The sequence below is a fragment of the Guyparkeria sp. WRN-7 genome (genome assembly GCF_001641825.1).
In the GTDB taxonomy this organism is placed as follows: domain Bacteria; phylum Pseudomonadota; class Gammaproteobacteria; order Halothiobacillales; family Halothiobacillaceae; genus Guyparkeria.
This window is the reverse complement of record NZ_LRFH01000004.1, coordinates 56,045-79,037: the sequence shown is the minus strand read 5'-3', so window position 1 is coordinate 79,037 and position 22,993 is coordinate 56,045. Positions and strand designations below refer to the sequence as shown.

The 22,993-nt window shown below is 66.2% G+C and carries 20 protein-coding genes; 15 read left to right on the top strand and 5 right to left on the bottom strand.

The window, feature by feature from the left end; genetic code table 11:
• Positions 1-68 precede the first annotated feature (68 nt).
• From AWR35_RS02970 to AWR35_RS02940, 7 genes are all read left to right on the top strand, one after another.
• A complete protein-coding gene (locus tag AWR35_RS02970; RefSeq protein WP_058574474.1) occupies positions 69-803 on the top strand; it encodes a dienelactone hydrolase family protein in 735 nt (244 codons plus the stop codon).
• A 354-nt stretch (positions 804-1,157) separates the two neighbouring features.
• Positions 1,158-2,144, top strand: coding sequence for a hypothetical protein (locus tag AWR35_RS02965; protein ID WP_058574473.1), 987 nt, complete (start codon positions 1,158-1,160; stop codon positions 2,142-2,144).
• Positions 2,145-2,181: 37 nt separating this feature from the next.
• Entirely contained in the window at positions 2,182-3,243 is a 1,062-nt protein-coding gene (gene nagZ, locus AWR35_RS02960) for a beta-N-acetylhexosaminidase (protein WP_058574472.1), read from the top strand.
• 31 nt (positions 3,244-3,274) lie between these two features.
• Complete coding sequence (locus AWR35_RS02955) at positions 3,275-3,850, top strand: hypoxanthine-guanine phosphoribosyltransferase (RefSeq protein WP_058574471.1); 576 nt, start codon at positions 3,275-3,277, stop codon at positions 3,848-3,850.
• Between the two features lie 32 nt (positions 3,851-3,882).
• On the top strand, positions 3,883-4,653 hold the full coding sequence (locus AWR35_RS02950; RefSeq protein ID WP_058574470.1) for an S-methyl-5'-thioinosine phosphorylase: 771 nt from the start codon (positions 3,883-3,885) through the stop codon (positions 4,651-4,653).
• Between the two features lie 134 nt (positions 4,654-4,787).
• A complete protein-coding gene (gene thrC / locus AWR35_RS02945; RefSeq protein WP_058574469.1) occupies positions 4,788-5,954 on the top strand; it encodes a threonine synthase in 1,167 nt (388 codons plus the stop codon).
• Positions 5,955-6,334: 380 nt separating this feature from the next.
• Complete coding sequence (locus AWR35_RS02940) at positions 6,335-7,429, top strand: ADP-ribosylglycohydrolase family protein (protein ID WP_058574468.1); 1,095 nt, start codon at positions 6,335-6,337, stop codon at positions 7,427-7,429.
• Between the two features lie 82 nt (positions 7,430-7,511).
• On the opposite strand, the gene AWR35_RS02935 is transcribed toward AWR35_RS02940, so the two are convergent.
• The gene (locus tag AWR35_RS02935) at positions 7,512-8,168 is read right to left on the bottom strand and encodes a cytochrome c (RefSeq protein ID WP_156413916.1); all 657 of its coding nucleotides are present in this window, start codon (positions 8,166-8,168) and stop codon (positions 7,512-7,514) included.
• Positions 8,146-9,519, bottom strand: coding sequence for a sulfite dehydrogenase (soxC, locus tag AWR35_RS02930; protein ID WP_058574466.1), 1,374 nt, complete (start codon positions 9,517-9,519; stop codon positions 8,146-8,148). The genes AWR35_RS02935 and soxC overlap by 23 nt, the downstream gene beginning before the upstream one ends.
• A 422-nt stretch (positions 9,520-9,941) precedes the next feature.
• Between soxC and AWR35_RS02925 the strand changes: the two genes are divergently transcribed.
• From AWR35_RS02925 to AWR35_RS02900, 6 genes are all read left to right on the top strand, one after another.
• A complete protein-coding gene (locus tag AWR35_RS02925) occupies positions 9,942-10,415 on the top strand; it encodes a molybdenum cofactor biosynthesis protein MoaE (RefSeq protein ID WP_058574465.1) in 474 nt (157 codons plus the stop codon).
• 18 nt (positions 10,416-10,433) lie between these two features.
• Positions 10,434-11,627, top strand: a complete 1,194-nt coding sequence (gene glp / locus AWR35_RS02920) for a gephyrin-like molybdotransferase Glp (RefSeq protein ID WP_058574464.1) — start codon at positions 10,434-10,436, stop codon at positions 11,625-11,627.
• Complete coding sequence (gene moaC, locus AWR35_RS02915) at positions 11,624-12,109, top strand: cyclic pyranopterin monophosphate synthase MoaC (RefSeq protein ID WP_058574463.1); 486 nt, start codon at positions 11,624-11,626, stop codon at positions 12,107-12,109. The genes glp and moaC overlap by 4 nt, the downstream gene beginning before the upstream one ends.
• Positions 12,110-12,384: 275 nt before the next feature.
• On the top strand, positions 12,385-13,371 hold the full coding sequence (gene moaA, locus AWR35_RS02910; RefSeq protein WP_058574462.1) for a GTP 3',8-cyclase MoaA: 987 nt from the start codon (positions 12,385-12,387) through the stop codon (positions 13,369-13,371).
• 151 nt (positions 13,372-13,522) lie between these two features.
• A complete protein-coding gene (locus AWR35_RS02905) occupies positions 13,523-14,911 on the top strand; it encodes a nodulation protein NfeD (protein WP_058574660.1) in 1,389 nt (462 codons plus the stop codon).
• 61 nt (positions 14,912-14,972) lie between these two features.
• Complete coding sequence (locus AWR35_RS02900; protein ID WP_058574461.1) at positions 14,973-15,761, top strand: slipin family protein; 789 nt, start codon at positions 14,973-14,975, stop codon at positions 15,759-15,761.
• Positions 15,762-15,837: 76 nt separating this feature from the next.
• On the opposite strand, the gene AWR35_RS02895 is transcribed toward AWR35_RS02900, so the two are convergent.
• Positions 15,838-17,109, bottom strand: coding sequence for an Npt1/Npt2 family nucleotide transporter (locus AWR35_RS02895; RefSeq protein WP_082663872.1), 1,272 nt, complete (start codon positions 17,107-17,109; stop codon positions 15,838-15,840).
• A gap of 105 nt (positions 17,110-17,214) precedes the next feature.
• Here AWR35_RS02895 and AWR35_RS02890 point away from each other — a divergent pair, with 105 nt between their 5' ends.
• Positions 17,215-18,105 carry a serine hydrolase gene (locus AWR35_RS02890; protein ID WP_066185044.1) on the top strand — a complete coding sequence of 297 codons (891 nt, stop codon included), beginning with the start codon at positions 17,215-17,217 and terminating at the stop codon, positions 18,103-18,105.
• A 27-nt stretch (positions 18,106-18,132) separates the two neighbouring features.
• On the opposite strand, the gene AWR35_RS02885 is transcribed toward AWR35_RS02890, so the two are convergent.
• Positions 18,133-19,434, bottom strand: a complete 1,302-nt coding sequence (locus AWR35_RS02885; protein ID WP_231723548.1) for a hypothetical protein — start codon at positions 19,432-19,434, stop codon at positions 18,133-18,135.
• A 40-nt stretch (positions 19,435-19,474) separates the two neighbouring features.
• Complete coding sequence (locus tag AWR35_RS02880; RefSeq protein WP_058574459.1) at positions 19,475-22,474, bottom strand: PEP/pyruvate-binding domain-containing protein; 3,000 nt, start codon at positions 22,472-22,474, stop codon at positions 19,475-19,477.
• A gap of 187 nt (positions 22,475-22,661) precedes the next feature.
• Here AWR35_RS02880 and AWR35_RS02875 point away from each other — a divergent pair, with 187 nt between their 5' ends.
• Complete coding sequence (locus AWR35_RS02875) at positions 22,662-22,904, top strand: hypothetical protein (RefSeq protein WP_058574458.1); 243 nt, start codon at positions 22,662-22,664, stop codon at positions 22,902-22,904.
• Positions 22,905-22,993: the final 89 nt, after the last annotated feature.

The window sequence follows — 22,993 nt, the reverse complement described above, 5'->3', positions numbered from 1 at the left end:
CGATGCAGCGCCCCCTTATTTCACGGACGCGGCGTCGTCGCGATTGCGTTCATAACCAGGAGACAAGCATGGCCGCAGAGATCAGGACCCAGGAGCTCGAGTACCACGCCGACGATCTGACCATGAAGGGAATGGTCGCCTACGATCCCAATGTCGCCGGCCCCCGGCCGGCCGTATTGGTGGTACCCGAGTTCTGGGGGCGCACGGCCTACATGGAAAAGCGTGCCCGCGACATGGCCGAGGCGGGCTACGTCGGTTTCGCCATCGACCTTTACGGCGACGGCAAGCTCACTGAGGATGCCAACGAGGCCACCGAGCTGATGAACCAGGCGCTGTCGGATTTCGACGCGTTGAAGCGCCGCTACCGACTCGCGATCGAGGCGATCAAGCGCCACGAACGCGTCGATGCCGAGCGCCTCGGCGCGATCGGCTACTGCTTCGGTGGCTCGGTGGGTCTGAGCATGGCACGCCAGGGCGTGCATCATGATGCGCTGGCGACCTTCCATGCCGGTATCGGTGGGCTCGCGCCGGTCGCCGGCCGTGTGGACACGCCCACCTGGATTTTCACCGGTGAGGAGGACCCGATGGCCGACCCGGCGGAGGTCGAACGGGTCGCCGAGGAGATGCGCGAGGCGGGCGCGGAGGTGCAGGTCACCCGTTATCCGGGCGTCAGCCATGCCTTCACCAACCCGGGTGCCGACGACAAGGCCGAACGATTCGGCCTGCCGCTGGGCTACGACGAGGCCGCCGATCGCGATTCCCTCGAGAAGACGCTCGACTTCTTCTCCCGCCGGCTGGGCTGAAGCGACCCAGTCTGGGGCGGCCGGTACCCGGATGCCCCAAAATGAGGCGCGAGCCGTCTCGACATGGTTCGGCCCTGCCTCGCGGCCCCGCTGCGACTCGTTGACCTGAAATCCCGCCATGGCGGGGATTCCCGCCCATTTCGGAGGCGTTGGAAAGACTTGGCACGCTTCTCGCTGCTAAGGGGGTGCCAATACGACACGTTCCATCTCCAATGTCGACGTGACCCGTTTGGTGCTCTTTGACTCCTCCTTTCTGGGCGCCCCTTTCGGGCGCCTCTTTTTTTGCGCGAAGCCGCCGCCCGGCTCGGGTTACACTGCCCACCGGCGCATTCATCCACGTCAATCAGGGAACTCATGCACTCGGCCAACTACATCAGCACCATCGACCGCTACCACGAGCAGTCCCGCTCGATCCGCGAACTGATCGAATCGATCATCACCGGCATCGGCGAGCCGCGGCTGCTTACCGACCAGTCCGCATTGCACGCGGTCACCGAGAAGCTGATCGATCTGTATCCCTTCGTCGATCTGGTGTACTTGCTCGACGAGGAGGGCGTGCAGATCGCCGAGTTCGGCGCCGACGAGACCGGCCACGTCAATCGCGCCATGGGCCGCGGCAAGGGCATGGATCGCAGTGAGCGGCCGTACTTCAAGTTCTACAAGTCCGATGAGGAGCACGTTCACCTGACCGAGCCCTACCTGTCCTCGGCCTCGCGCGACCTGTGCATCTCGGCGACCCTGCGTATCGAACACCAGGGACGAGTGGGCTATCTCGTCATCGACGTGGACCTCGAGGCGATGATCAGCTTCCTGCTGGGCGACACCCTGCGTCGCCGTATCGAGCCGTTCTTTCGCGTGCTCTACGGCCTGTTCGCGGCGGCCATGCTGCTGGTCGCCGGCGTGCTGTTCTACAGCAGCATGAGTGAGCTTGTCGGGGCCCTGATGCAGCCCGGCTGGGCGGCGGAACTGAGGCTCAAGCCATTCGAGGTGATCGTCGTGCTCACCCTGGCGATGGCGATCTTCGATCTCGCCAAGACGGTGTTCGAGGAAGAGGTCCTGATGGAGAAGGACGTCCACCGACACAGTACCGTGCGGCGTACCATGACCCGCTTCGTCGCAGCGATCCTGGTCGCGATCCTGATCGAGGGCCTGCTGACCATGTTCAAGGTCTCGATGGGCTATTCCGACCAGGGTGGAGTGGCCTCGCTGATGATCTTTGCTGCCGCCGCCCTGCTGGTCGGCCTGGGCCTGTACGTGTACCTTGGGGCGCTTGCCGAAAAGGCCCTTCTGGGTAACAGCGGCCGCAGTCGTCGCCAGCGCGTCACCCGGGACGACAACTAAGGGCTGATTCTCAACCGCTTTTGCCAAGGACATCGCCATGACGGCACTCGGCCCCCTGATGATCGACCTGGTCGGCCCGGAGATGACCGCCGCCGACCGTCCTCGCCTGCAGCATCCCTCGGTGGGCGGCGTGATCCTGTTCGCCCGGCACTTCGAGAGCCGGGCGCAGCTCAAGGCGCTGATCGCCGAGATCCGTTCCCTGCGCCGTCCGCATCTGCTGGTCGCGGTCGATCAGGAGGGCGGGCGCGTGCAGCGTTTCAAGGAGGACGGGTTCCTGCCGTTGCCGGCGATGGGGCGTATCGGCAAGCTGTTCGACGCCGATCGCCAGGCGGGGCTGGAGGCGGCCCGTTCGCTCGGCTGGCTGATGGCCACCCAGCTGCGAGAGGTGGGCGTGGATCTGAGCTTTGCGCCGGTGCTCGACCTCGATCGCGGCATCAGTGGCGTGATCGGTGATCGTGCCTTCGACGCGCGCCCCGAGGCGGTGATCGCCCTGTCGATCGCCTGGACCGGCGGGATGCACGAGGCCGGCATGGCGGCCGTCGGCAAGCATTATCCTGGCCACGGGGCGGTGGCGGCCGACTCGCATATCGCCCACCCGGTCGATACCCGCGCGCTTGCCACCATCGAGAAGACGGACCTGCGTCCGTTCCGGGCGATGGCCGACCGGTTGATCCCCGGCCTGATGGTCTCCCATGTGATCTACCCCGAGGTCGACGAGCGTCCGGCCGGGTTCTCGCCGGTGTGGGTGCGCCAGATCCTGCGCGAGCAGTGGGGATACGAGGGCGCGGTGTTCAGCGACGACCTGACCATGGCGGCCGCCGCTGCGGTGGGCGAGATCGAGCAGCGGGTCGAACAGTGCCTGGCAGCCGGGGTCGACATGGCGTTGATCTGCAATCATCCCGAGCTGGTCGACCGGGTGCAGAAGCGGCTCGAGTTCGCCGCCAGCCCGCAGCGCGAGGCTCGTCTGGCGCGGATGTTCGGGCACGGTCCGGTGCCGTCGGAGGAGCGGCTGGCCCGCTCGCCGCGTTTTGCCGAGGCGCGGCAGTGGATCGAGCGCCTTGGTGTCGACGCGCCCGACCTGTTCCCCGACCGCGCCTGATCCCCCCTGATTCAGAGACTGGTTCGAACCCATGCAAGAGACCCTCGACTGGCGGCAGCGATCCGATGACCTCGACGCGCTGCTTGCCCGCTGCGACTGCCTGATCGCCCCGGAAGAGATGCAGGCGACGTACTCGCGGCTGGCGGAGGCCATCAACGCCCGCCTGGCCGGGCGGCTGCCGGTGGTGCTGGCCCTGATGAACGGCGGGCTGGTCAGTGCCGGCCAGATCCTGCCGCAACTGACCTTTCCGCTGGAGCTTTCCTACCTGCATGCCACCCGCTATCGCGGTGCGACCACCGGCGGGGCGCTCAAGTGGCTGGCCCAGCCGGACATCGAACTGGCCGGTCGTGAAGTGCTCCTGGTCGACGACATCCTCGACGAGGGCCATACGCTGGCCGCGGTGCGGGAATGGTGCCTGGATGCCGGTGCCTCGCGGGTGTGGATCGCGGTGGCGACCGACAAGCGGCATGAGCGCAAGGTGGCCGGGCTGAAGGCGGATTTCTGCGGCGTGACGGTCCCCGACCGCTATATCTTCGGCGAGGGCATGGATTACCATGGCTACTTTCGCAATCTGCCCGGCATCTACGCGCTGCCCGACGGCGAGTGAGCCGGGCGTAACCCGTTTCGGGAGGAGCTGACGTGCATCTGGCGATTATCGGCGGGACGGGGTTGTCCCAGATCGAAGGCATCGACGACGTGCGCCATCAGGTGGTCTCGACGCCGTTCGGCGAGCCCTCCGGGCCGGTGACCATCGGCCGGCTGCAGGGCTGCGACGTGGTGTTCCTGCCGCGTCATGGCTACAACCATCGTATCCCCCCGCACCAGATCAACTACCGCGCCAACATCTGGGCGCTGCGCGAGCTCAACGTCAGCCGCATTCTTGCCGTGGCGGCCGTTGGCGGCATCCATCCGGACATGGGGCCGGGCTCGCTGGTCGTGCCCGACCAGCTGATCGACTACACCTGGGGGCGCCCGTCGACCTACTACGAGGGCGACCTCGACTCGGTCACCCACGTCGACTTCACCTATCCCTACGACGAGCCCTTGCGCCAGGCCTTCCTCAAGGCGGGGCAGGCGCTCGATATCCCGATGCGGGATGGCGGCACCTACGGCGCCACGCAGGGCCCGCGGCTGGAGACCGCCGCCGAGATCCGGCGCCTGGAGCGTGACGGTTGCGACGTGGTGGGCATGACGGGCATGCCCGAGGCGGTGCTGGCCCGCGAAGCGGATATCGAGTACGCCAGCCTCAACGTGGTGGCCAACTGGGCGGCCGGTGTGCACGACGGCGACACCGTCTCGATGGACGAGATCGAGAAGACGCTGTCGAACTCCATGCGCGGGGTGCGCAAGGTGCTCAAGCAGATCCTCAGCGGCGAGGACCGCATGCTCTGCCGGCTCGCGGCCGGCTAGTCGGCGGGCAAGCCGGGGCCTCCCCCTGACAGTTGCCCGTCGGCAGGGTAAAATGCCGCCAAATCATCCAGCTCGCCGTTCGGCGTACCCGTGGAGCGGGTCGCCGGGTGGCGCGTCATCCAAGCGAGATCTCCATGACGCATCAAAGCCGCTACACCGGTCTGCTCGACCGGTATCGTGACCGTCTGCCGTTGTCCGACGACACCCGCCTGATCAGCCTGGGCGAGGGTGCCACGCCGCTCATCCGGCTGCACAACCTGCCCAAGGTGCTGGGCCGCTCGGTGGACATCTACGTCAAGTTCGAGGGGCTCAACCCGACCGGGTCGTTCAAGGACCGCGGCATGACCATGGCGGTCACCAAGGCGGTCGAGGAGGGTTCCAAGGCCATCATCTGCGCCTCGACCGGCAACACCTCGGCGGCGGCCGCGGCCTACGCCGCGCGAGCCGGCATCACCGCCTTCGTCATCATCCCGGACGGCAAGATCGCGATGGGCAAGCTGGCCCAGGCGATGATGTACGGCGCGACCATCCTGCAGATCCGCGGCAACTTCGACGACGGCATGCGCCTGGTCAAGGAAGTCGCCGAAGAAGCGCCGGTGACCATCGTCAACTCGGTCAACCCGTACCGTCTGCAGGGGCAGAAGACCGCCGCCTTCGAGATCGTCGAGGAGCTGGGCCGCGCGCCGGACTACCACTGCCTGCCGGTCGGCAACGCGGGCAACATCACCGCTCACTGGATCGGCTACTGCGAGTTCTCCGCGGTCTCCGGCGACCAGGTGACCGAGTCCTGTGCCTACTGCAACGGCAAGTGCCCGTTCGCCGGTGGCGGCTCGGGCGGCAACCGGCCGAAGATGGTCGGCTACCAGGCCAGCGGCTCGGCGCCGTTCATGCGTGGCGAGATGGTCGACGACCCGGACACCGTCGCCACCGCCATCCGCATCGGCCACCCGCAGAGCTGGGACCGTGCGTGGAAGGTGATGGACGAGTCGGGCGGTTGGTTCGCCGAGGTCTCGGACGCCGAGATCCTTGCCGCCCAGCGCATGCTGACCGAGCACGAGGGCATCTTCTGCGAGCCGGCCTCGGCGGCCTCGCTGGCCGGCCTGATCAACGATCTGAAGGCCGGCAAGATCCAGGACGGCTCCAGCATCGTCCTGACCCTGACCGGCAACGGCCTCAAGGATCCGGACACCGCAATCAACCAGTGCACCGGCGACATGCCCGGCGTGGACAAGGCCACCATGGTCACCATCGACGCCGACCTCGATTCCGTGCGCAACGCGATCCTCGGCTTCATGGGCTGACCGCAGCGTCACTGGCCGTCGTCAGGGTCGACAACCCCGCCATTCGGCGGGGTTTTCTTTTGTCAGTCGCATCTGTCCCGTCTTCGGGTTGCTCTGCCGGTGCAGCCACAAAAAAGCTGCAAAAAACGGTTCGGCTGAGTTTTGCCTTTCTCCAGGGTCGTGAATGTGCCCGGCCGGCCGACTAGGCTTAAAAGCGATGGCCGATTCCCGGGGAGTCACGGGGAAATGGGCGTGTTCAGGCCGTCCTGGTAGGGGAGCGGTGGAGGTTGCAGGCCCGCTGGGGCGGGTTGAGCGCAGCGGCTGGCAGCCGTCTGTCCCGCCTTGTTCGTTCATGACCGCTGTGAAGAGACTGTCTTTGCCGCAACCTCGTCGGAGGATCCATGACCAACCGTGAGGATGTCCGAAACCGTGCCGCGGGCGCGATCATGGGGGCCTTTATCGGAGACGCCCTGGCGCTGGGTCCGCACTGGTACTACCGCCTTGACGAGTTGCGTCGGGATTACGGGGACTGGATTGACGGTTACACCGACCCCAAGCCCGGCCGTTATCACGACGGCCTCAAGGCAGGCCAGTCCTCTCAGGCGGGGATTATCCTCGACCTGATGGTGCGTTCACTGGTGGCGTCGAACGGGTACGACCAGGACGATTTCTGCCGACGGCTGGATGAGGATCTCTTTCCGCTGCTCGATGGCACCCCGGCCCATGGTCCCGGCGGTTACACCAGCCAGTCCATCCGGGATGCCTGGCGAAAACGGGTCGAGCAGGGCCTGCCGTGGGGGGAGGTGGGTGGCCACGCCGATACCACCGAAGCCATCGAGCGCACGCTTGCCATTGCCGTGCGCTATGCGTTCCGGCCACGACAGCTGGCTGCTGCCATTGCCGACAACACCGTGCTGACCCAGGTGGACGACACGGTGGTGTCGATGACGGTGGCGTTCGGTGCGCTTCTGGCCTTGCTGGTTCAGGGTCGTCGCCTCGACAGTGACATCTCCGCTGAGCTGATGGCGCTGGTGAAAAGCGGTGATCTGCCGTTCCATGCCGTCACCAGCGATGACCTTCAGCCGCCTCGGCCCGGTCAGCCGGACCCGCCCCGGGCAGGCCGTTTCGCTTCGCCTGATGCCCTGCTGACACCGTCGTTCATCGCAACAGCGGCTGCCGATCCGGAGGTGCGCATTGAGCCGCCCTGGAAGGTGTCCCTGGTGTACGGCATGCCCTGCGCCATCTACCACCAGCTTCCGGCGGCCTACTACCTCTCGGCAAGGTTTGCAGACGACTTTGAGGCGGCGGTATTGCACGCGGTCAATGGCGGTGGCCAGAACATGGCCCGGGCGATGCTGGCCGGTGCGCTTACGGGGGCACAGGTGGGTCTCAGCGGTATTCCCCACCGGTTTCTGGCCGGACTGGAAAACGCCGGCGAATTACGGCAGCGGGCCGAGCAGGTCGCTTCAGCGGTGACGGACGACGCGCTTTCATGATGTCTTTCCGGACATAAGTCGATGGGCACAAAAAAAGCCCCGCCAGTGGCGGGGCTTTCTGCTAGCGAGGGTTGGTCGCGATTTACTCGCTGACGCCGGTTACCACAGCGCCGACAACCTTCGGGTCGTAGTCGTAGCAGTCGCTCATGCAACGCTCGTTGTCGACGTCCGGACGGGTGTCGGTGACGTAGTAGTCACGTGCCGGCATGTCGACGTCTGCAAGCGTCTTGTCGCTGCAGGTGAAGTCCATCGGCACGATGCCGCCCAGGTTCAGGACGTAGCAGGTGACCGCGTAGGACTCGTCAACACCCATGGTGCCCGGTGCGTAGAACGGCATGTGGCGCTTGATCATGTCGAACAGCGTCGGAGCGTGGCCCCAGGCGTTGTTCACGCCGCGGTTACCCACACCATCGAGGCCCTGCTTGAGGGACTTGATGAACGCCGGCATCGGATCGCCGGCCATCTTCGGGTAACCCTCGGCGCCTTCACCGAACGCACCGTGGCACATGGCGCACTTCGCGTCGTACGGGTTCTGGCCCGCCTCGACGGTGCCCGAGCCTTCCGGCAGGTTGGTGCCGTCGTAGAACACACTGATGTCCCACGGCTCGACCGCCTTTTCGGTGATCTTCGCGCCGATGCCGTTGAACTCGTCGGCTGCGATGCCGGCGGTGCTCAGGCCAAGGGCCATGACACCGGCCGCGAGACCCAGGCCGAACTTAGAAGTTTTCAATTTGGACATTCTTCACCTCGCCGGTCTTCTCGATTTTCCAGGCCTGAATGGAGTTCTTGTGGTAGATGCTGTTGGTGCCACGAACGTTGCGCAGCTGCATCAGGGTCGGCTGGACGTAGCCAGTCTCGTCGGTGGCCCGGCTCATGATCAGGTGCTCGTCACCGTTCCATTCGAACGGCAGCTTGAACTTGGTCACGCACTTGCTCATGACCGGCTGGACCAGTTCGGCCTCCTGCCAGTTCTTGCCGCCATCGACGGAGACGTCGACGTGCGCGATCTTGCCGCGACCTGACCAGGCGATGCCACGGATCTCGTAGGCACCCTTGCCCTTCATCTGGTTGTCCGGGCACGGGTAGTTGATGACCGAGTTGGTCTCGTTCACCAGCGAGAACTGGCGGATGGTGCCATCCGGCAGCGGCTCGATGTAGTGACGGGTCTCCTGGTAGGTGACCAGCGGCTTGTCGACGAACTTGATGCGGCGCAGCCACTTGATCGACATGTTCGCTTCGCAGCCCGGGAGCAGGAAGCGGATCGGGTAGCCGTTCTCCGGACGCAGCGCTTCGCCGTTCTGGGCGTAGGCGATCATGGCGTCCTTGTACATATCGCACTGGTCGGCCGGGATCGGCTCGCCGAACTGGTCCTTGGCGCCTTCCATCGGGATGGAACGCTGCAGGGCGGAACCGTCGGTGCCTTCGGCGTACAGCCAGGTCGACTTCGGATCAACGCCGACGTATTCCATCAGGTCGGTCAGCTTGACGCCGGTCCACTCGGAGCAGGCCATCATGCCGTGGGTGAACTGCATGGAGTCCATCTGGACACCGCGCCACTCCATTGCGCCGTTGGCCGGGCACTCGAGGAAGTGGATGGCGGTGTGCGACGGCATGCGCTTGAGGTCTTCCATGGAGAAGACCATCGGCTTGTCGACCATGCCGTGGATGACCAGCTGGTGGGTCTCCGGGTCAACGTCGACGGCACCGGCGTGGTGACGCTCGAAGTGCAGACCGTTCGGCGTGATGATGCCGTTGAGGTCCTGCCACGGGGTGAAGCTGATGGAGGCGACGGTGTCGGCGGTCAGCCAGCTGACGTTGCGACGAACGACGTGCTTCTCGAACTTCGACGGCATGCCGTAGGGAACGGATACCACGCCGCGGCCGAGGATGTTGCGGGTCGCGCCGGGCTTCAGCGGCTCGGTGACGGTCTCCAGCTTCACGTCACCAGCGTAGGCATTGCCGGCAGCTGCAGCGGCAGCGCCAGATGCCGCCAGCGCGACGCTCTTGCGGAGGAATTTGCGACGGTCGCTGGAAGCCACGCCCTCGCGGGCATCGCTCTGCGGCGTCTGATCAAGTGTGGTTTCTGACATTGCTCACTCCTGCATCGTAGGCAATTGGTCGGATCATCATGCTTTAGATCCATTCCGTGCCTTCCGGTTCTCCGACAACCGAGAAGGCGCGCATTCTTTTGAGGACAGGCCGGCGGCTTGCCGATGTCGCCAATGGACCCGCTATTGTTCATGGGTCTTCCGGCCGGGTCAATCCAGACAGGATTCCATGATCGATGGCCCGATCAAAAAATTGAACCGGCAGCAATCTACATCAGCGGGTTCTAATTAACAACCGAGAGGGGGGTTTGAACATTTAATGGGGTATCAGTGGCGCTGCGCGCGTCAACCGGCGGTTGGAGCCCGGCGGCATTCTGGCGCCGGCGGGCCATCGCGTCCTTGGCCGGCACGGGCCGGGCCGTTATAGTTTGCCGGAAATATCCAGCAGGGCATCGAACATAACCGTGTACCGTTCCATCCGAGTTCAAGAGGCCGATTTCGATATCGGCGGCGTCCTTGGCGAGCTGCGTTCGCAGTGCGCCCACGTGGGGGCGGTGGCGAGCTTTCTCGGCACCGTGCGCGATATCAATGACGATCTCGAGGTCAGTGACCTGGTGCTGGAGCACTACCCGGGCATGACCGAACGGGCGCTGGAGCGCGTGGCCGACGAGGCGATTTCCCGTTGGCCCCTGGCCGGCGTGAGCATTGTTCATCGGGTGGGGCACCTGCGGCCGACCGACCAGATCGTGCTGGTTGCCGTTGCCAGCGCTCACCGTGGTGATGCGCTGGAGGCGTGCACCTTCATCATGGACTACCTCAAGACGCATGCGCCCTTCTGGAAGAAAGAGGTCGACCCCGAGGGCAACACCCGCTGGGTGGACGCACGCGAGAGCGACGAGGCGGCGCGCCGTCGCTGGTTTGCCGATTTCGAGGACTGAACGGAAAGGGTCGCGCTGATGGAAGCCGTCGAAGACGTCGTTGCGCGCTTGCGCGAATGGATCGAGCCGCTTGGTCAGAGCGAATCGGTACCGGTGCTGGATTCGGTGGGGCGTGTGCTGGCCGAGCCGGTCAGCGCGCCGCGGGATGTGCCGTTTGCCCCGCTGAGTTTGTTCGATGGTTATGCGGTCGCCGGTCCGCTGGTTGCGGGCGAGGGCTCCCCGGTGGTCGGCAAGCAGTTTGCCGGTGATCCGCCGGCGAGGCTCGAGACGGGCACGGCGATGCGTATCTTTACCGGCGCCTTGTTGCCGGAAGGCGCCGACACCGTCATCGCCCAGGAGTCGGTCGAGATCGATGGTGACCGGGCCGTTTGGCAGGCAGATGTTGCCCGCGGTGACGGCGTGCGTCAGACGGGTGCGGATACACGTGCAGGCGAGACGCTGCTGGCCGCCGGCACGCGCATCACGGCCGCAATGCTCGGCCTGATCGCGAGCACCGGGCTGGCCGAGGTGTCCGTGGCTCGCCGGGTGCGGGTGGCGCTGCTGACCACGGGTGATGAGTTGCTCGCCGCCGGTGAGCCGTTTGCGCCCGGCAAGATCTACGATGCCAACGGGCCGATGCTGGAAACCCTGCTCAAGGCCGCCGGGGTCGACATCGTCCAGCGGGCCTGTCTGCCGGACGACCACACCGAAATCGACGCGCGCCTGCGCGAGGCGGCCGAGGCCGATCTGATCGTGACCTCCGGCGGCGTGTCGGTGGGCGAGGCGGACCTGGTGCGTGCCGGTGTCGAGGCGCTGGGGCGCATCGACCACTGGCGCATCTTCCTCAAGCCGGGCAAGCCGCTGGCGATCGGCGAGGTGCTGGGTACGCCGTTTCTCGGCCTGCCGGGGAACCCCGTTTCCACCTTCGTCACCTACCTCCGCTTCGTGCGCACCGCGATCGACCGGCTGGCCGGACAGGGCGACCCCGGTGCCTGGCCACGCCTGCACCTGCCGTTGGCCGCGTCGCGCAGCGGCGGGGATCGGCCCGAGTACATCCGCGTGCGCCGGGTCGAGCGTGAGGGGCGGACGATGCTCGAGGCCTACCCGGACCAGAACTCGGGGCTGCTGAGCTCGCTCGCCTGGGCCGACGGTCTCGCCCTGATCCCGCCCGATGCCCGTCTCGCCGCCGGCGACACGGTCGAATACACCGCCTTCAAGGAGCTTGGTCTATGAGCCGCACACTCACCCACCTGGACGAGAAGGGCGAGGCCCGCATGGTCGATGTCGGCGACAAGGCGCATACCCAGCGCGTCGCCGTGGCCGAGTCGCGCATCGTCATGCAGCCCGAGACGCTCGAGCTGATCCTCTCAGGCGGGCACAAGAAGGGTGACGTGCTCGCCACCGCTCGCATCGCCGGGATTATGGCGGCCAAGCGCACCGGCGATCTCATCCCGATGTGCCACCCGCTGATGCTGAGCAAGGTCAAGGTCGAGCTCACGCCGGAACCGGACCAAAATGCCGTGCACATCACGGCCGAGTGTGCCGTCACCGGGCAGACCGGCGTGGAGATGGAGGCGCTGACGGCGGCGTCGGTCGCCGCGTTGACCCTGTACGACATGTGCAAGGCCGTCGATCGCGGCATGGTGATCGAGCAGACGCGTCTGCTGGAAAAACGCGGTGGCAAGAGCGGGCACTGGCGGGTCGACGAGGCCTGAGCCGAGTGCTGGCCTCGGGCAGGGCGTGCGTGGCGTTAGGTTTCTCTCGACATAACCCTTGCATTTTCGTCCGCGGCTGATACCGTTATGTCTAAGTGAACATGACGCACGTTTCACTTGCTCCTGCATAGCAGGCCCCGGTCGAGGCCGATTCCGACCCCTCGGTCCCGTCCGGGCCCATTCTCGCGCGATCGGCCGCCATGCCGGTCACGCTTTCTACAGACACCCATGCGACCCGGATGTCCGCATGGTCCAGGCAAGGGCTGACAAGACCAATGCAGCAGTTGACCGACCCCTTCGGCCGTTCCATCAACTACCTGCGGCTGTCCGTGACGGACCGCTGCGACCTGCGTTGTTTCTACTGCATGCCCGAGGGCTTCAAGGACTTCGAGGTTCCCGAGCACTGGCTCACGCCCGACGAGATCGAGCGGCTGGTGGGCGTGATGGCCGACATGGGCCTCTCTCACGTGCGTATCACCGGTGGCGAGCCGCTGGTGCGCAAGGGGATCGAGGACATCGTCGGCCGGGTCGCCTCCATGCCGGGCATCCAGGACGTGTCGCTGTCGACCAACGCCACCCGCATGAACAAGATGGCCGATACGCTGCGTCAGGCGGGAGCGAACCGCATCAACGTCAGTCTGGATACCCTCGACCCCGAGCGTTTCAAGTCGATCACCAAGGGCAAGGTCGACAAGGTCGTCAACGGTCTGGCCGCGGCCAAGGAGGCCGGCTTCGATCCGATCAAGATCAATGCCGTGGTGATGAAGGACCTCAACGAGCACGACATGGAGGACCTGCTCGACTACTGCATCGACAACGGCTTCACCCTGCGCATGATCGAGACCATGCCGATGGGCGAGACCGGCCGTGACGCCATCGATCGCTACGTCAGCCTCCAGGACGTCAAGAAGCGTCTTAAGGCCAAATACGACCTGATTCCGGCAGTCAACTCGGTCACCGGCGCCGGCCCGGCGCGTTACCTGCAGGTGGCGGGCACCGACACCATGGTCGGTTTCATTACCCCGATGTCCGACCATTTCTGTGAGACATGCAACCGCGTGCGCCTGTCCTGCGACGGCACCATGTACATGTGCCTGGGCCAGGAGGAGAGCTTTTCCTTCCGCCCGCTGCTGAGAAAGGGCATTCCTGACGACGAGCTCAAGGAGGCGCTGATGCAGGCGATCGCGCTCAAGCCCGAGCGTCACGAGTTCACGGAAAAGCCCGAGAAGGTCATCCGCTTCATGTCGATGACCGGCGGCTGACGGCCGTTTTCGGGACTTGACGCAGAAGGCCGCCCGATGGGCGGCCTTTTTCGTGGGCGCATGCCCCGGGCAGGCCAATGACCTATGCTGGTCTCGGGTGCGGAAGGTCCGTGCCCGTTGGTAGCCGGAGGCAAGGAGACAGGTGATCGGCATGCAGGCAGCATCCCCAGTCGGAAAGGTGTCCCGGGTCGTGTGGCGGCGGCTGGCCTGGCTTCTGGTGGGTCTGGCCGGGCTGGCCTGGTTGCTCGTCGCCTCGGCCCAGGATCGGCCGCGCGAGGCAATCCAGTTGACGGTCCAGGACGCCATCACGCCGGCGACCGCCGATTACGTGATTCGCGGCATCGAGTCGGCCGAGACCCGCGGTGCAGAACTGGTCGTCCTGCAGCTCGATACGCCCGGCGGGCTCGATTCCAGCATGCGCTCGATCATCCAGGCGATTCTCCAGGCCCGCGTGCCGGTGGCGAGCTACGTCCACCCGGCCGGAGCGCGAGCGGCCAGTGCCGGCACCTATATCCTCTACGGCTCACCGGTCGCGGCGATGACGCCGTCGACCAATCTCGGCTCGGCCACGCCGGTGCAACTCGGTGGGGGCGGGTTGCCCGGCATGCCCTCACCGGACGAGGGCAGCAACGGAAATGGCGAGGGCGCGCCCGCCGAGGCTGGAACCGCCATGGAGCGCAAGGTGCTCGAGGACGCGGTTGCCTACATCCGCGGGCTGGCGGAACGGCACGGTCGCAATGCCGACTGGGCGGAGAGGGCGGTCCGCGAAGGCGCCAACCTCGGCGCGCGCGAGGCACTCGAGCAGAACGTGATCGACATCGTTGCCAAGGACGTTGCCGATCTCCTTGCCCAGCTGGACGGGCGCGAGGTGCTGGTCGGCGGCACGCCGCGGACGCTCTCGACCGAGGAGATCGAGGTGGTGCGCGAGGACCCGGGCTGGCGCACCGAGCTGCTTGCCGTGATCACCAATCCGAATATCGCGTATATCCTGCTTCTGATCGGGATCTACGGCATTATCTTCGAGCTGGCCAACCCCGGCGCGATCGTGCCCGGGACGATCGGCGCGATCGCGCTGATCCTGGCCTTCTTCGCCTTGCAGGTCATGCCGCTCAACTACGCGGGGCTGGCGCTGATCCTGCTGGGTATTGTCTTCATGATCGCCGAGGCGTTCGTGCCCAGTTTCGGCGCGCTCGGCATCGGCGGCCTGGCCGCCTTCACCGCAGGATCCATCATGCTCTGGGACGACCCCAACCTGAATATCGCCCTGCCGCTGATCATCGGCGTGGCTATCGGTATCGCCGGCTTTTCCATCTGGGTGCTGGGCCGGTTCCTCGACGTGCGGCGCAAGAAGCCCGCGACCGGCTACGAGGAAATGGTGGGCATGGAAGGCACGGCTCGCGAGGACTTCGACGACACCGGGCGGGTCTGGGTGCACAGTGAGCTGTGGAACGCCCGTGCCCGCGCGCCGGTTCGTTCCGGACAGACGGTGCGAGTGGTGGCCATCGACGGCCTGACGCTGACCGTGGAGCCGGCGGAATAGAGACAGACGGAACGACACGAAGAAGAGTAAAGGGCCGACCGGCCCGGGAGGAGTAAGCACGATGCTCGGCAATTTCGGTTTTCTGGTGGTGCCACTGGTCATCCTGATCGCGATCATCGCGATGTCGCTCAGGGTGCTGCGCGAGTACGAGCGCGGCGTGGTGTTCTTTCTCGGCCGGTTCCAGCGGGTCAAGGGCCCCGGCCTGATCATCGTCGTGCCGGTGATCCAGCAGATGGTCAAGGTCGACCTGCGCATCATTACCCTGGACGTGCCCAGCCAGGACGTCATCTCGCAGGACAACGTCACCGTCCGGGTCAACGCGGTGCTGTATTTCCGGGTGGTCGATTCGGAGAAGGCGGTCATCCAGGTGGAGAACTACTACGCCGCCACCAGTCAGCTGGCGCAGACGACCCTGCGCTCGGTGCTCGGCAAGCACGATCTCGACGAGATGCTCTCCGAGCGCGACAAGCTCAACAACGATATCCAGGCGATCCTCGACCAGCAGACCGATGCCTGGGGCATCAAGGTGACCAACGTCGAGATCAAGCACGTCGATCTCGACGAGTCGATGATCCGCGCGATCGCACGTCAGGCCGAGGCCGAACGCGAGCGGCGCGCCAAGGTCATCCATGCCGAGGGCGAGTTCCAGGCCGCCGAGCAGCTGGTCAACGCCGCGCGGATGATGGAGGAGAGCCCGGCCGCGTTGCAGCTGCGCTACCTGCAGACCATGGCGGACATGTCGACCAGCGGCAAGGCGAGCTCGATCTTCTTCCCGTTGCCGATGGAGCTCACCGGCGCCTTCCAGCAATTCGCCGAACACTTCACGAAGCAAGGCGGCGGGCAAGGCTGACGGCCGTGCCCTGCGCCGGTGACAGACGAGGCCCGGTCCTGGACCGGGCCTTTTTCGTTGCCGTGGTGGTCGTGGGTCAGGGCGAGCGGCGGATGGTCTCGACCTGGGCCAGGATGTCCCGGTAGCGGATCCCCAGACGGGTCAGAACCAGCATCCACACCAGCGCGATGCCGATGACCAGCCACGCCAGCCCCGTGGTCTCCAGTGGCCAGGGAATCCATTGGGTCAGCAGCAGGATCAGCAGTGAACCGGTCACCTTGAACAGCCGATAGCCGAACATGTCGATCCAGGCCTTGGCGCGGAACATCAGCAGGGGTGCGATCGGCACGTACAGGAGTTCCTTGGAGGCGCGGTTGATCGAATAGGACAGGCCGCGGTCGGCGATCTTGAGAAAGGCGCCGGCCTGCAGGGTTGCCTGTGACATGAACCAGACGCTGCCGGCCAGCACGGCGAGCGGCTGGGCGAACAGGCCGCCGAGTGCCCCGAGCCAGCGATGGATCAGCGGCGTAATCAGCAGGTTGATGCCGATGGCCACCGCGCTCAGCACGCTGAAGAAGGCGCCCAGGTAGGCCGTGCGCGCGTCCCGGTCGGTGATGGTCGCCTCGACCACCTTCATGAACTGGTACTCGATGATCGGTTCGGCCATCTGCGCGAGCAGCAGGATCACGGCGATCAGCAGCAGGTAACGGTGATGCAGAATGGCGCGCCAATCGCCGGTCGACGGGCTGACATGGTTTTCCACGCCGTGTTTTTCCGCGTACAGCCCCAGCCGGCCCATCAGCAGGGTGAGCAGCGCGAGCAGACCGAAGAGGGCGGCCCCAATCGGCAGCAGGTCCATGGTCTCCAGGCCGAACTGGCGGATCCATGCGCTCGAGGCAATGCCTCCGACCACCCCGCCGACGAGTCCGCCGGTGGCGATAAAGCCGTACCAGCGCTTGCCCTCGCGGGTGGTGGACATGCTGTTGGTGAGACTCCAGAACTGCTCGACCAGGATCACGCTGGTCATGTCGACGAAGACATAGAAGACGAAGGCGGGCAGGAAGCCGCCGTTGTCGATCAGCGGATAGAGCCCCAGCAACACGCCGATGACGATCACGCAGGTGCCGAGCACCACGTGGATGCGCGAGAAGCGCGCGATCAGACGGTGGTACAGGCCGATGGTCAGCCCCAGGGCGACCGCGGTGGCGATCCAGACCCACGGCAGGGCGTCGGCACCCAGTGCACTGAGGAACAGCGACCGGCTCGCCGGCTTGAGGTGATAGACCGCGGCGATGATCAGGAAGAAGTTCGTGAACAGCAGCACGCGGCGCAGCGTCAGCGGGGTTTCGTGGCGCGGCAGCAGATTCACCTGGGCTCCCTCCGTCGAGCTATCACCATGACTTTACGGTAAAAATGCGCTATTGTGCACAAGATTTTGTGTTCGATTCCGACCGATTGCGGTCAGGAGGTGGCCATGCGGCTGTTGTGGGTGATGATGTTGTTGGTAGGTAGCACGTGGGGCGCGGCGCAGGCGGCGCTGCCCGTGGATGCCGCCACCCTGCGCGAGGCTGCCGACCCGACGCTGCAGGCCCGTCTCGAGGCTCGTCTGGACAAGCTTCGATTGAATGACAGCGTGTCGGCCGGCCAGCTCGCCGTCGCGCTGGTCGACGTGACCGACCCGGACCGCCCGCGTCTGGCCGAGGTCAACGGCGACGAGATGCTCTATGCGGCCAGCCTGCCCAAGATCGCCATCCTGCTGGCGGCATTCCAGCGCATCGACGCGGGCGAGCTGGCACTGGATGCGGAAACCCGCGACCTGCTCACCCGCATGATCCGGAATTCCTCCAATTCGGCCGCTACCGAGATGATCCGTCGCGTCGGCCGCAACTACATCAACGACCTGCTGCGTTCGCCGCGTTACCGCCTCTATGACGAGGAGCTCAACGGCGGGTTGTGGGTCGGCAAGGAGTACGGCCGGGGCTCGGCCTACGAGCGCGACCCGCTGCACCACCTCTCGCACGGGGCGACCGCCTTTCAGGTGGCGCGCTTCTACTATCTGCTCGAGACCGGCGGACTGGTCTCGCCGAAGTGGTCGCGGGAAATGAAGTCGATCCTCGGTGAGCCGGCCATCCACCACAAGTTCGTCGGTGGGTTGCTGCACGAGGCGCCGGACGCGCAGATCTACCGGAAGTCGGGCAGCTGGCGCGAGTGGCACGCCGACAGCGCGATCGTCGAGCACCAGGGGCGCACCTACATCGCGGTGGGGCTGGCCCGTGATGCGCGTGGTGGCAGCTGGCTCAAGCAGCTGATCGTCGAGCTCGACGGCCTGATCCTCAAGTCGCCGGTACGCACCGCCGGGCTCTGATCGGGCGCAGGCGAGCCTCATCGCCTCTCACTCCCGCCAGCCGAGCAGCAGGCGGTGCAGCCGGGTGGCGAATGTCTGGTGGGCGACGGCGGAATTCCGTCCCAGTACGTTGGACGTCATGGTCACCAGGTAGACGTGATCCGGGTCGCCAGCGGGTGACTCGACGATGGCGACCGAGTGCATGTAGTTGTAGACGTTGCCGCGATACTTGCCGCAGTCGGGGTTCTTCTCCCGGTCGCACTTGTAGAGCGATCCGGACTTGAAGAACACGGCCGCCTCCCGCAGCGCCGGCGAGGAGGCATAGCGGATCCGTCGCTGCGTGATGTAGAGCAGCCGTTTGAGCTCTCGGCTCGACCAGGCATCCACCAGCTCGCCCTTCTCCATCTTCACCAGCAGTTTCATCAGCGCCCGCGGGGTGGCCAGGCTGTTGGTGCCCGGCATGCGGCGCTTGCCCTCCGAGGTGAAGAACGCCCCCTGACGCAGCGTGTCGGTGTCGAAGCCGTTTCGCGCCAGAGGCGTTAGCAGGGCGTCGAGCAGCACCTCGCGCCGCTCCTTCCACGACAGGTCCTCGAACAGCTCTGCTTCGCGCTCTGGCGGCACCGGGTAGGCGTCGCCGAAGTAGTGCAGCAGCACCAGCTGTTTCATCACTGCGCTGGCCGCGGCGTTGGAGCTGGCCGACAGCGTCCAGTCGAGATAGGTCCACAGGTTGGCCGTGTCGCCGACCCGCAACGGGCGGCGCGTGAAGCGCTTTCGCTCGTCATCCCACAGCGGCACCTTGTGGCTGTCCCAGTGAATGAACTCGTCGGCGGTTACCTGTGTCTCGCGCAGCAGGCGTTTGCGGGCCTCGATGTCGTCGGGATAGCGGTCGGCGATCGTCTGCAGCAGGGCGACGGCGAGCATCACCTTGCCGACGCTGCCCGGTGTCCGTCGCGCCGTGCCGTTGTGCTCGGCATACAGCGGGGCGGCGGGATCGCTGATATCCAGGACGCTGACGCTGTAACGCGGTGCATCCGCCCCCAGCAGGCCGATGATGCGGCGGGTGAGCCGGGTGTTGGCCGGCGGCAGCGAGAAGTCCGGGTAATCGGTCAGGCGCAGCCGGATCTGTTCCCGGTCGAGCAGGGCGCCGGGGTGAACCCGGTTGCCCGGAATCTGCCCTTCGTTCGCCAGGCGATAGCCGGTCAGCCGCTCGATACCGGTTTCCTCCGCCGCATCCAGCGGGTAGGCGGCCGCCGTGCCGGACATGACGGCAACCGTCATTGCGGCGAGCAGGATGCCCGGCCAAACGGAGGTAACCCATTGTCCAGCCCGTTGTTCGTTCGAGGAGTTCATGGGGTGAGCCTAGGCCAGCGGCGGGAGCAATGCCGGCCGGTCACGGGACGCCACCGGGCAGCGCATCGCGGGGCGGTTCCGTCAGCGTCACGGTTGTCTGTCCTGCTTGCCGTAAGGGGGCATCCATCTCGGCGAGGTGGCTGTTGGCGCGCGCCCGGCGGTTTTCGACCAGGGGACGGATCTGGAACAGGGCCAGTCGACCGTCGACGAAGCCGAACTCGATATCCGCCGGCGCGGGACCGCCGCTCGGTCCGGTGATCAGCGCTCGACGCTCGACGTCGTTCGCCAACGCCCGCAGCCGTTCGATTTCCGCCTCGCTCAACAACTGCGAGGGGCCCTCGGCACGCTCGCGATGCAGCCCGCCTCCCGGAGATGTTACCCGGCGAAAGGGAGCGGTCGCCTCGCTCAGAAGCCGCAGGGCGCCCGAATCGCGATGCACCCGCAATTCCTCGGCAGCCTGTCCCTCGACCACGCCGCCCAGCCCTTCGCTGGTGGCTATGCTCAGCCAGTCCTGGTCACCGCTGTCGAGATCGACGGTCGCCAGCACCCCCGACTTGTCCACCGGCACGGTTGCCTGCAGCAGCACCGACGGATAGACCTGTTCGGGCGCATTCATGCGTGCCTGGCGCCACGCGAAGGCCCGCGGCGTGAACGGCGAGGCCCAGACCTCGCGGATGGCGTTCACGATCGCTTCGAAACCCACCACATTGGGCACTGTCCGGTTGAGGCCGGCACCGCTGAACGACGGCAGGTCCTCGACGTTGGTGTCGCTTCGAACGAAGATGCCGTCCGTATCGGCGCTTCCGAATGTTTCGCTCAGCGTGGCATGCAGCGTCTGGTGAAACCCCGCCGGCAGCGGGACGTCGCCGATCCAGACGCGCAGCCGGGCAAGCACCGCCCGGATTTCCCGCTCGCGTCGGTCGGGGTCGTCGATTCGGCCGATCCGCCGGTATTCGGCCTGCAGCCATTGCCGGGCGGGCGGACCATCCGCCCGGATCGGCTGGTCGAGCAGTTGCCTAAAGACGCCGAAGGGTATCGCTAGGCCCGGGCTGACCTGCCGTGGGTAGTGATGAGCCAGCTCGCCCAGATTGGCGGCCTTCGGCCCGACGCGACGACCGGCATCGTCGCTCCTCAACCGGGAGAGCGGGATCGGGGTGGCGTGCCCCAGCTCGAGCTTGCCCGGCGGGAGTGTCAGTTGCTCGTCGCCCGGCTGGTCGGACGGCGGGAAGAAGCGATCCCATTCCGGGCCGTCGCGTGCCAGCTGCACCCGACCGCCCGGGCTGACTGCCAGCACCACCGGCTCGCCGAAGAACGGCTCGATCCGCTCGATCAGGCCGGCGTCGATCACCACGTTGGGAATGCCGAGGTTGCGGGCCAGCAGCTGGACGTGCGAGAGCGAGCTGCCCTCGTCCCGGGTGAGGATGCCGGCAACCGGCGGCAGGTCGGCGGTGGTCTCCGGCAGGAGATAGATGCCGTCGGCCGCGAAGGCGCCGGTTGGCCCGGGGGCGCGCTTGAGCACGCCGCGTTGCAGCCCCGGGTTGAGAGCACGCAGGCCGTGGCTGACTGGCTGGCCGAACAGCTCGTCCGGTGTGCCCAGCAGCCGCGCGGCATCGGTGCGCAGCGGGTCGACCACCCGGCTGTAGACCAAAAGCGGGCTGTCCCGCAGACGATCCGGGATGTAGTAGCGCACGGCGGGGGTCAGAGTCGCCCAGTGATCCAGGGCGGGGTCGAACTGGAATGCCATGGCGCGCTGGGCCCACGCCATGGCGCGCGACAGGTAGGCGAGCCCCTCGGCATAGCGGCCCGCCTCGAGGGGGGTGTCGCGCAGATGGGCGACGGCTTGTTCCAGGTGCTTCTGCTGGCGGGCCGAGAGCAGTCCGGCCCCGTAGAGGCTCTGGCTCAGGGCGACCAGCCAGTCGAGGCGCTCCGCGCGGCTGGCCGGTGACTCCGGCTGACCGGACGTCAGCTGGCTGCCGACGGCATAGGCCTCGTCCTCGAGCGCGAGGCTGGCCTGCAGCAGTAGCAGCCGATCCGCTGGCGACAGTCCGTTGTCTGCCAGGACTCGTTCGCGAGTCTTTGCGGCCAGCTCACCCGTGACCGACAGGCGGGTGGCCAGGTCGGGGCGCGAACTGAGTCGGTCGGAGGCGTCGCTCAGCCAGGTCGCCAGCACCGGCGTGCGTGTCGATGAGGCAAGCTGTTCCAGGCGCCGAACGGCCGTTTGTGGTGCATGCAGGCGCTCGATTGCCTGCACCAGCTCGTCGAAGAGGGCATCCAGTTCGGGGTCATCGTGTTTGCGGGCGTAGTTGCGCACCCGTTCGGCATCACCGGCATCCGGCAGGCCGTGCAGCTTGGTGCGCAGGGGCTGGAAGCCGGGGTCGGCCTCGGCGATCTCGATGGCCAGATCCCGGACGATGGTGGCGTCGCTGCGATTGCCCCCCAGCGGCAGCAGGCGCGCGGCCTCGCGCAGGGTCAGGAAGCGTTTTGGGTCGCGCCAGTAGGGATCGTCGAGCAGGGCGAGCAGCAGGGTGCGGGCCTGACGCTGTTCGTCCTCGACCTGGATCGCACCCCGGTAGAAACGCGCGCGGCGGAAGACCCAGCCATCGTCGAAGCGGATCAGGAACCGTTCGATCAGTATCCCGCGCAGTCGCCGGTGCTGCCCGCCGGGGCCGAGGAAGTCCTCGGGGTCGAGTTCGGCGACGAGCGTGGCGAAGGGGTAGCCCTGCGCTCGGATCGTCATGGCCCGCTCGTTCCACTGGCCGTGCTGAATGCCACCGCCGTGCGGTCGGCAGGCATAGGGTTCCGGCGCCAGCACGGTGCCGTCCTCGCAGAACCACCGGATGCGCTCGAACGGCCCGCGAGGCGCGCGTTTCATGGCCTCGATCCAGTCGCGCATTTCCTCGATGCCGGGTGCGGCGGCATCGTCGGCCCACGTGACAGGACCCGGCGAGGCAGTGCCGAGCAGCACGAGTGTCAGCGCGAGCACCCGGATGGAAGCCCGGACGATGTCACGATGCGGCAGAGGAGTGGGCGGGCCGAACATGGCTGGCGGGGCGCCTCCGTGGCCGGTGGATATCGACACTTTCTCGTTGAGTCTAGCCGGGTTGTCGAGACAAGACGGCAGGGCACGTGTACCCGGCTGCCGAATTGGGTAGGATGCGCCTCCCGTTGCCGAGAGAGCGACTGCCGGGTTCCCGGACATTCACCCTTTGGACGAGCCGTTCCAGCCCATGACCAACCGCGAGTTTCTCATCAGTGACGCCATCAAGTTCGCCCTCGACTGGCTCGAGGAGAACAAGGTCGAGATCGAGCCGCTGAAGGTCGCTCTGGCCGCCCAGATGGAGCGATGGGAGCATGGAAAGCAGGTGCCCAAACGCCAGCGGGAGGCAATCATCGAGACGGCAGCCTCCCGGGCGGTGCGTCATCACATCGAGAAGCTCAAGTCGCGCAGGGGATGGTGGCAACGCGCCTGATCGGCCATCAAGGTGCCTGCCGGAACGCGAAAGGCCCGACGCGATGTCGGGCCTTTCGCATTTCTGCCTTGTCACGTAGACGGCAAGTC

Coding starts and splice junctions, on each gene's coding strand:
- AWR35_RS02970 (WP_058574474.1), top strand. CDS start 69: ATGGCCGCAGAGATCAGGACCCAGGAGCTCGAGTACCACGCCGACGAT.
- AWR35_RS02965 (WP_058574473.1), top strand. CDS start 1,158: ATGCACTCGGCCAACTACATCAGCACCATCGACCGCTACCACGAGCAG.
- nagZ (WP_058574472.1), top strand. CDS start 2,182: ATGACGGCACTCGGCCCCCTGATGATCGACCTGGTCGGCCCGGAGATG.
- AWR35_RS02955 (WP_058574471.1), top strand. CDS start 3,275: ATGCAAGAGACCCTCGACTGGCGGCAGCGATCCGATGACCTCGACGCG.
- thrC (WP_058574469.1), top strand. CDS start 4,788: ATGACGCATCAAAGCCGCTACACCGGTCTGCTCGACCGGTATCGTGAC.
- AWR35_RS02940 (WP_058574468.1), top strand. CDS start 6,335: ATGACCAACCGTGAGGATGTCCGAAACCGTGCCGCGGGCGCGATCATG.
- AWR35_RS02935 (WP_156413916.1), bottom strand. CDS start 8,168: ATGTCCAAATTGAAAACTTCTAAGTTCGGCCTGGGTCTCGCGGCCGGT.
- soxC (WP_058574466.1), bottom strand. CDS start 9,519: ATGTCAGAAACCACACTTGATCAGACGCCGCAGAGCGATGCCCGCGAG.
- glp (WP_058574464.1), top strand. CDS start 10,434: ATGGAAGCCGTCGAAGACGTCGTTGCGCGCTTGCGCGAATGGATCGAG.
- moaC (WP_058574463.1), top strand. CDS start 11,624: ATGAGCCGCACACTCACCCACCTGGACGAGAAGGGCGAGGCCCGCATG.
- moaA (WP_058574462.1), top strand. CDS start 12,385: ATGCAGCAGTTGACCGACCCCTTCGGCCGTTCCATCAACTACCTGCGG.
- AWR35_RS02905 (WP_058574660.1), top strand. CDS start 13,523: ATGCAGGCAGCATCCCCAGTCGGAAAGGTGTCCCGGGTCGTGTGGCGG.
- AWR35_RS02900 (WP_058574461.1), top strand. CDS start 14,973: ATGCTCGGCAATTTCGGTTTTCTGGTGGTGCCACTGGTCATCCTGATC.
- AWR35_RS02890 (WP_066185044.1), top strand. CDS start 17,215: ATGCGGCTGTTGTGGGTGATGATGTTGTTGGTAGGTAGCACGTGGGGC.
- AWR35_RS02885 (WP_231723548.1), bottom strand. CDS start 19,434: ATGAACTCCTCGAACGAACAACGGGCTGGACAATGGGTTACCTCCGTT.
- AWR35_RS02880 (WP_058574459.1), bottom strand. CDS start 22,474: ATGTTCGGCCCGCCCACTCCTCTGCCGCATCGTGACATCGTCCGGGCT.
- AWR35_RS02875 (WP_058574458.1), top strand. CDS start 22,662: ATGACCAACCGCGAGTTTCTCATCAGTGACGCCATCAAGTTCGCCCTC.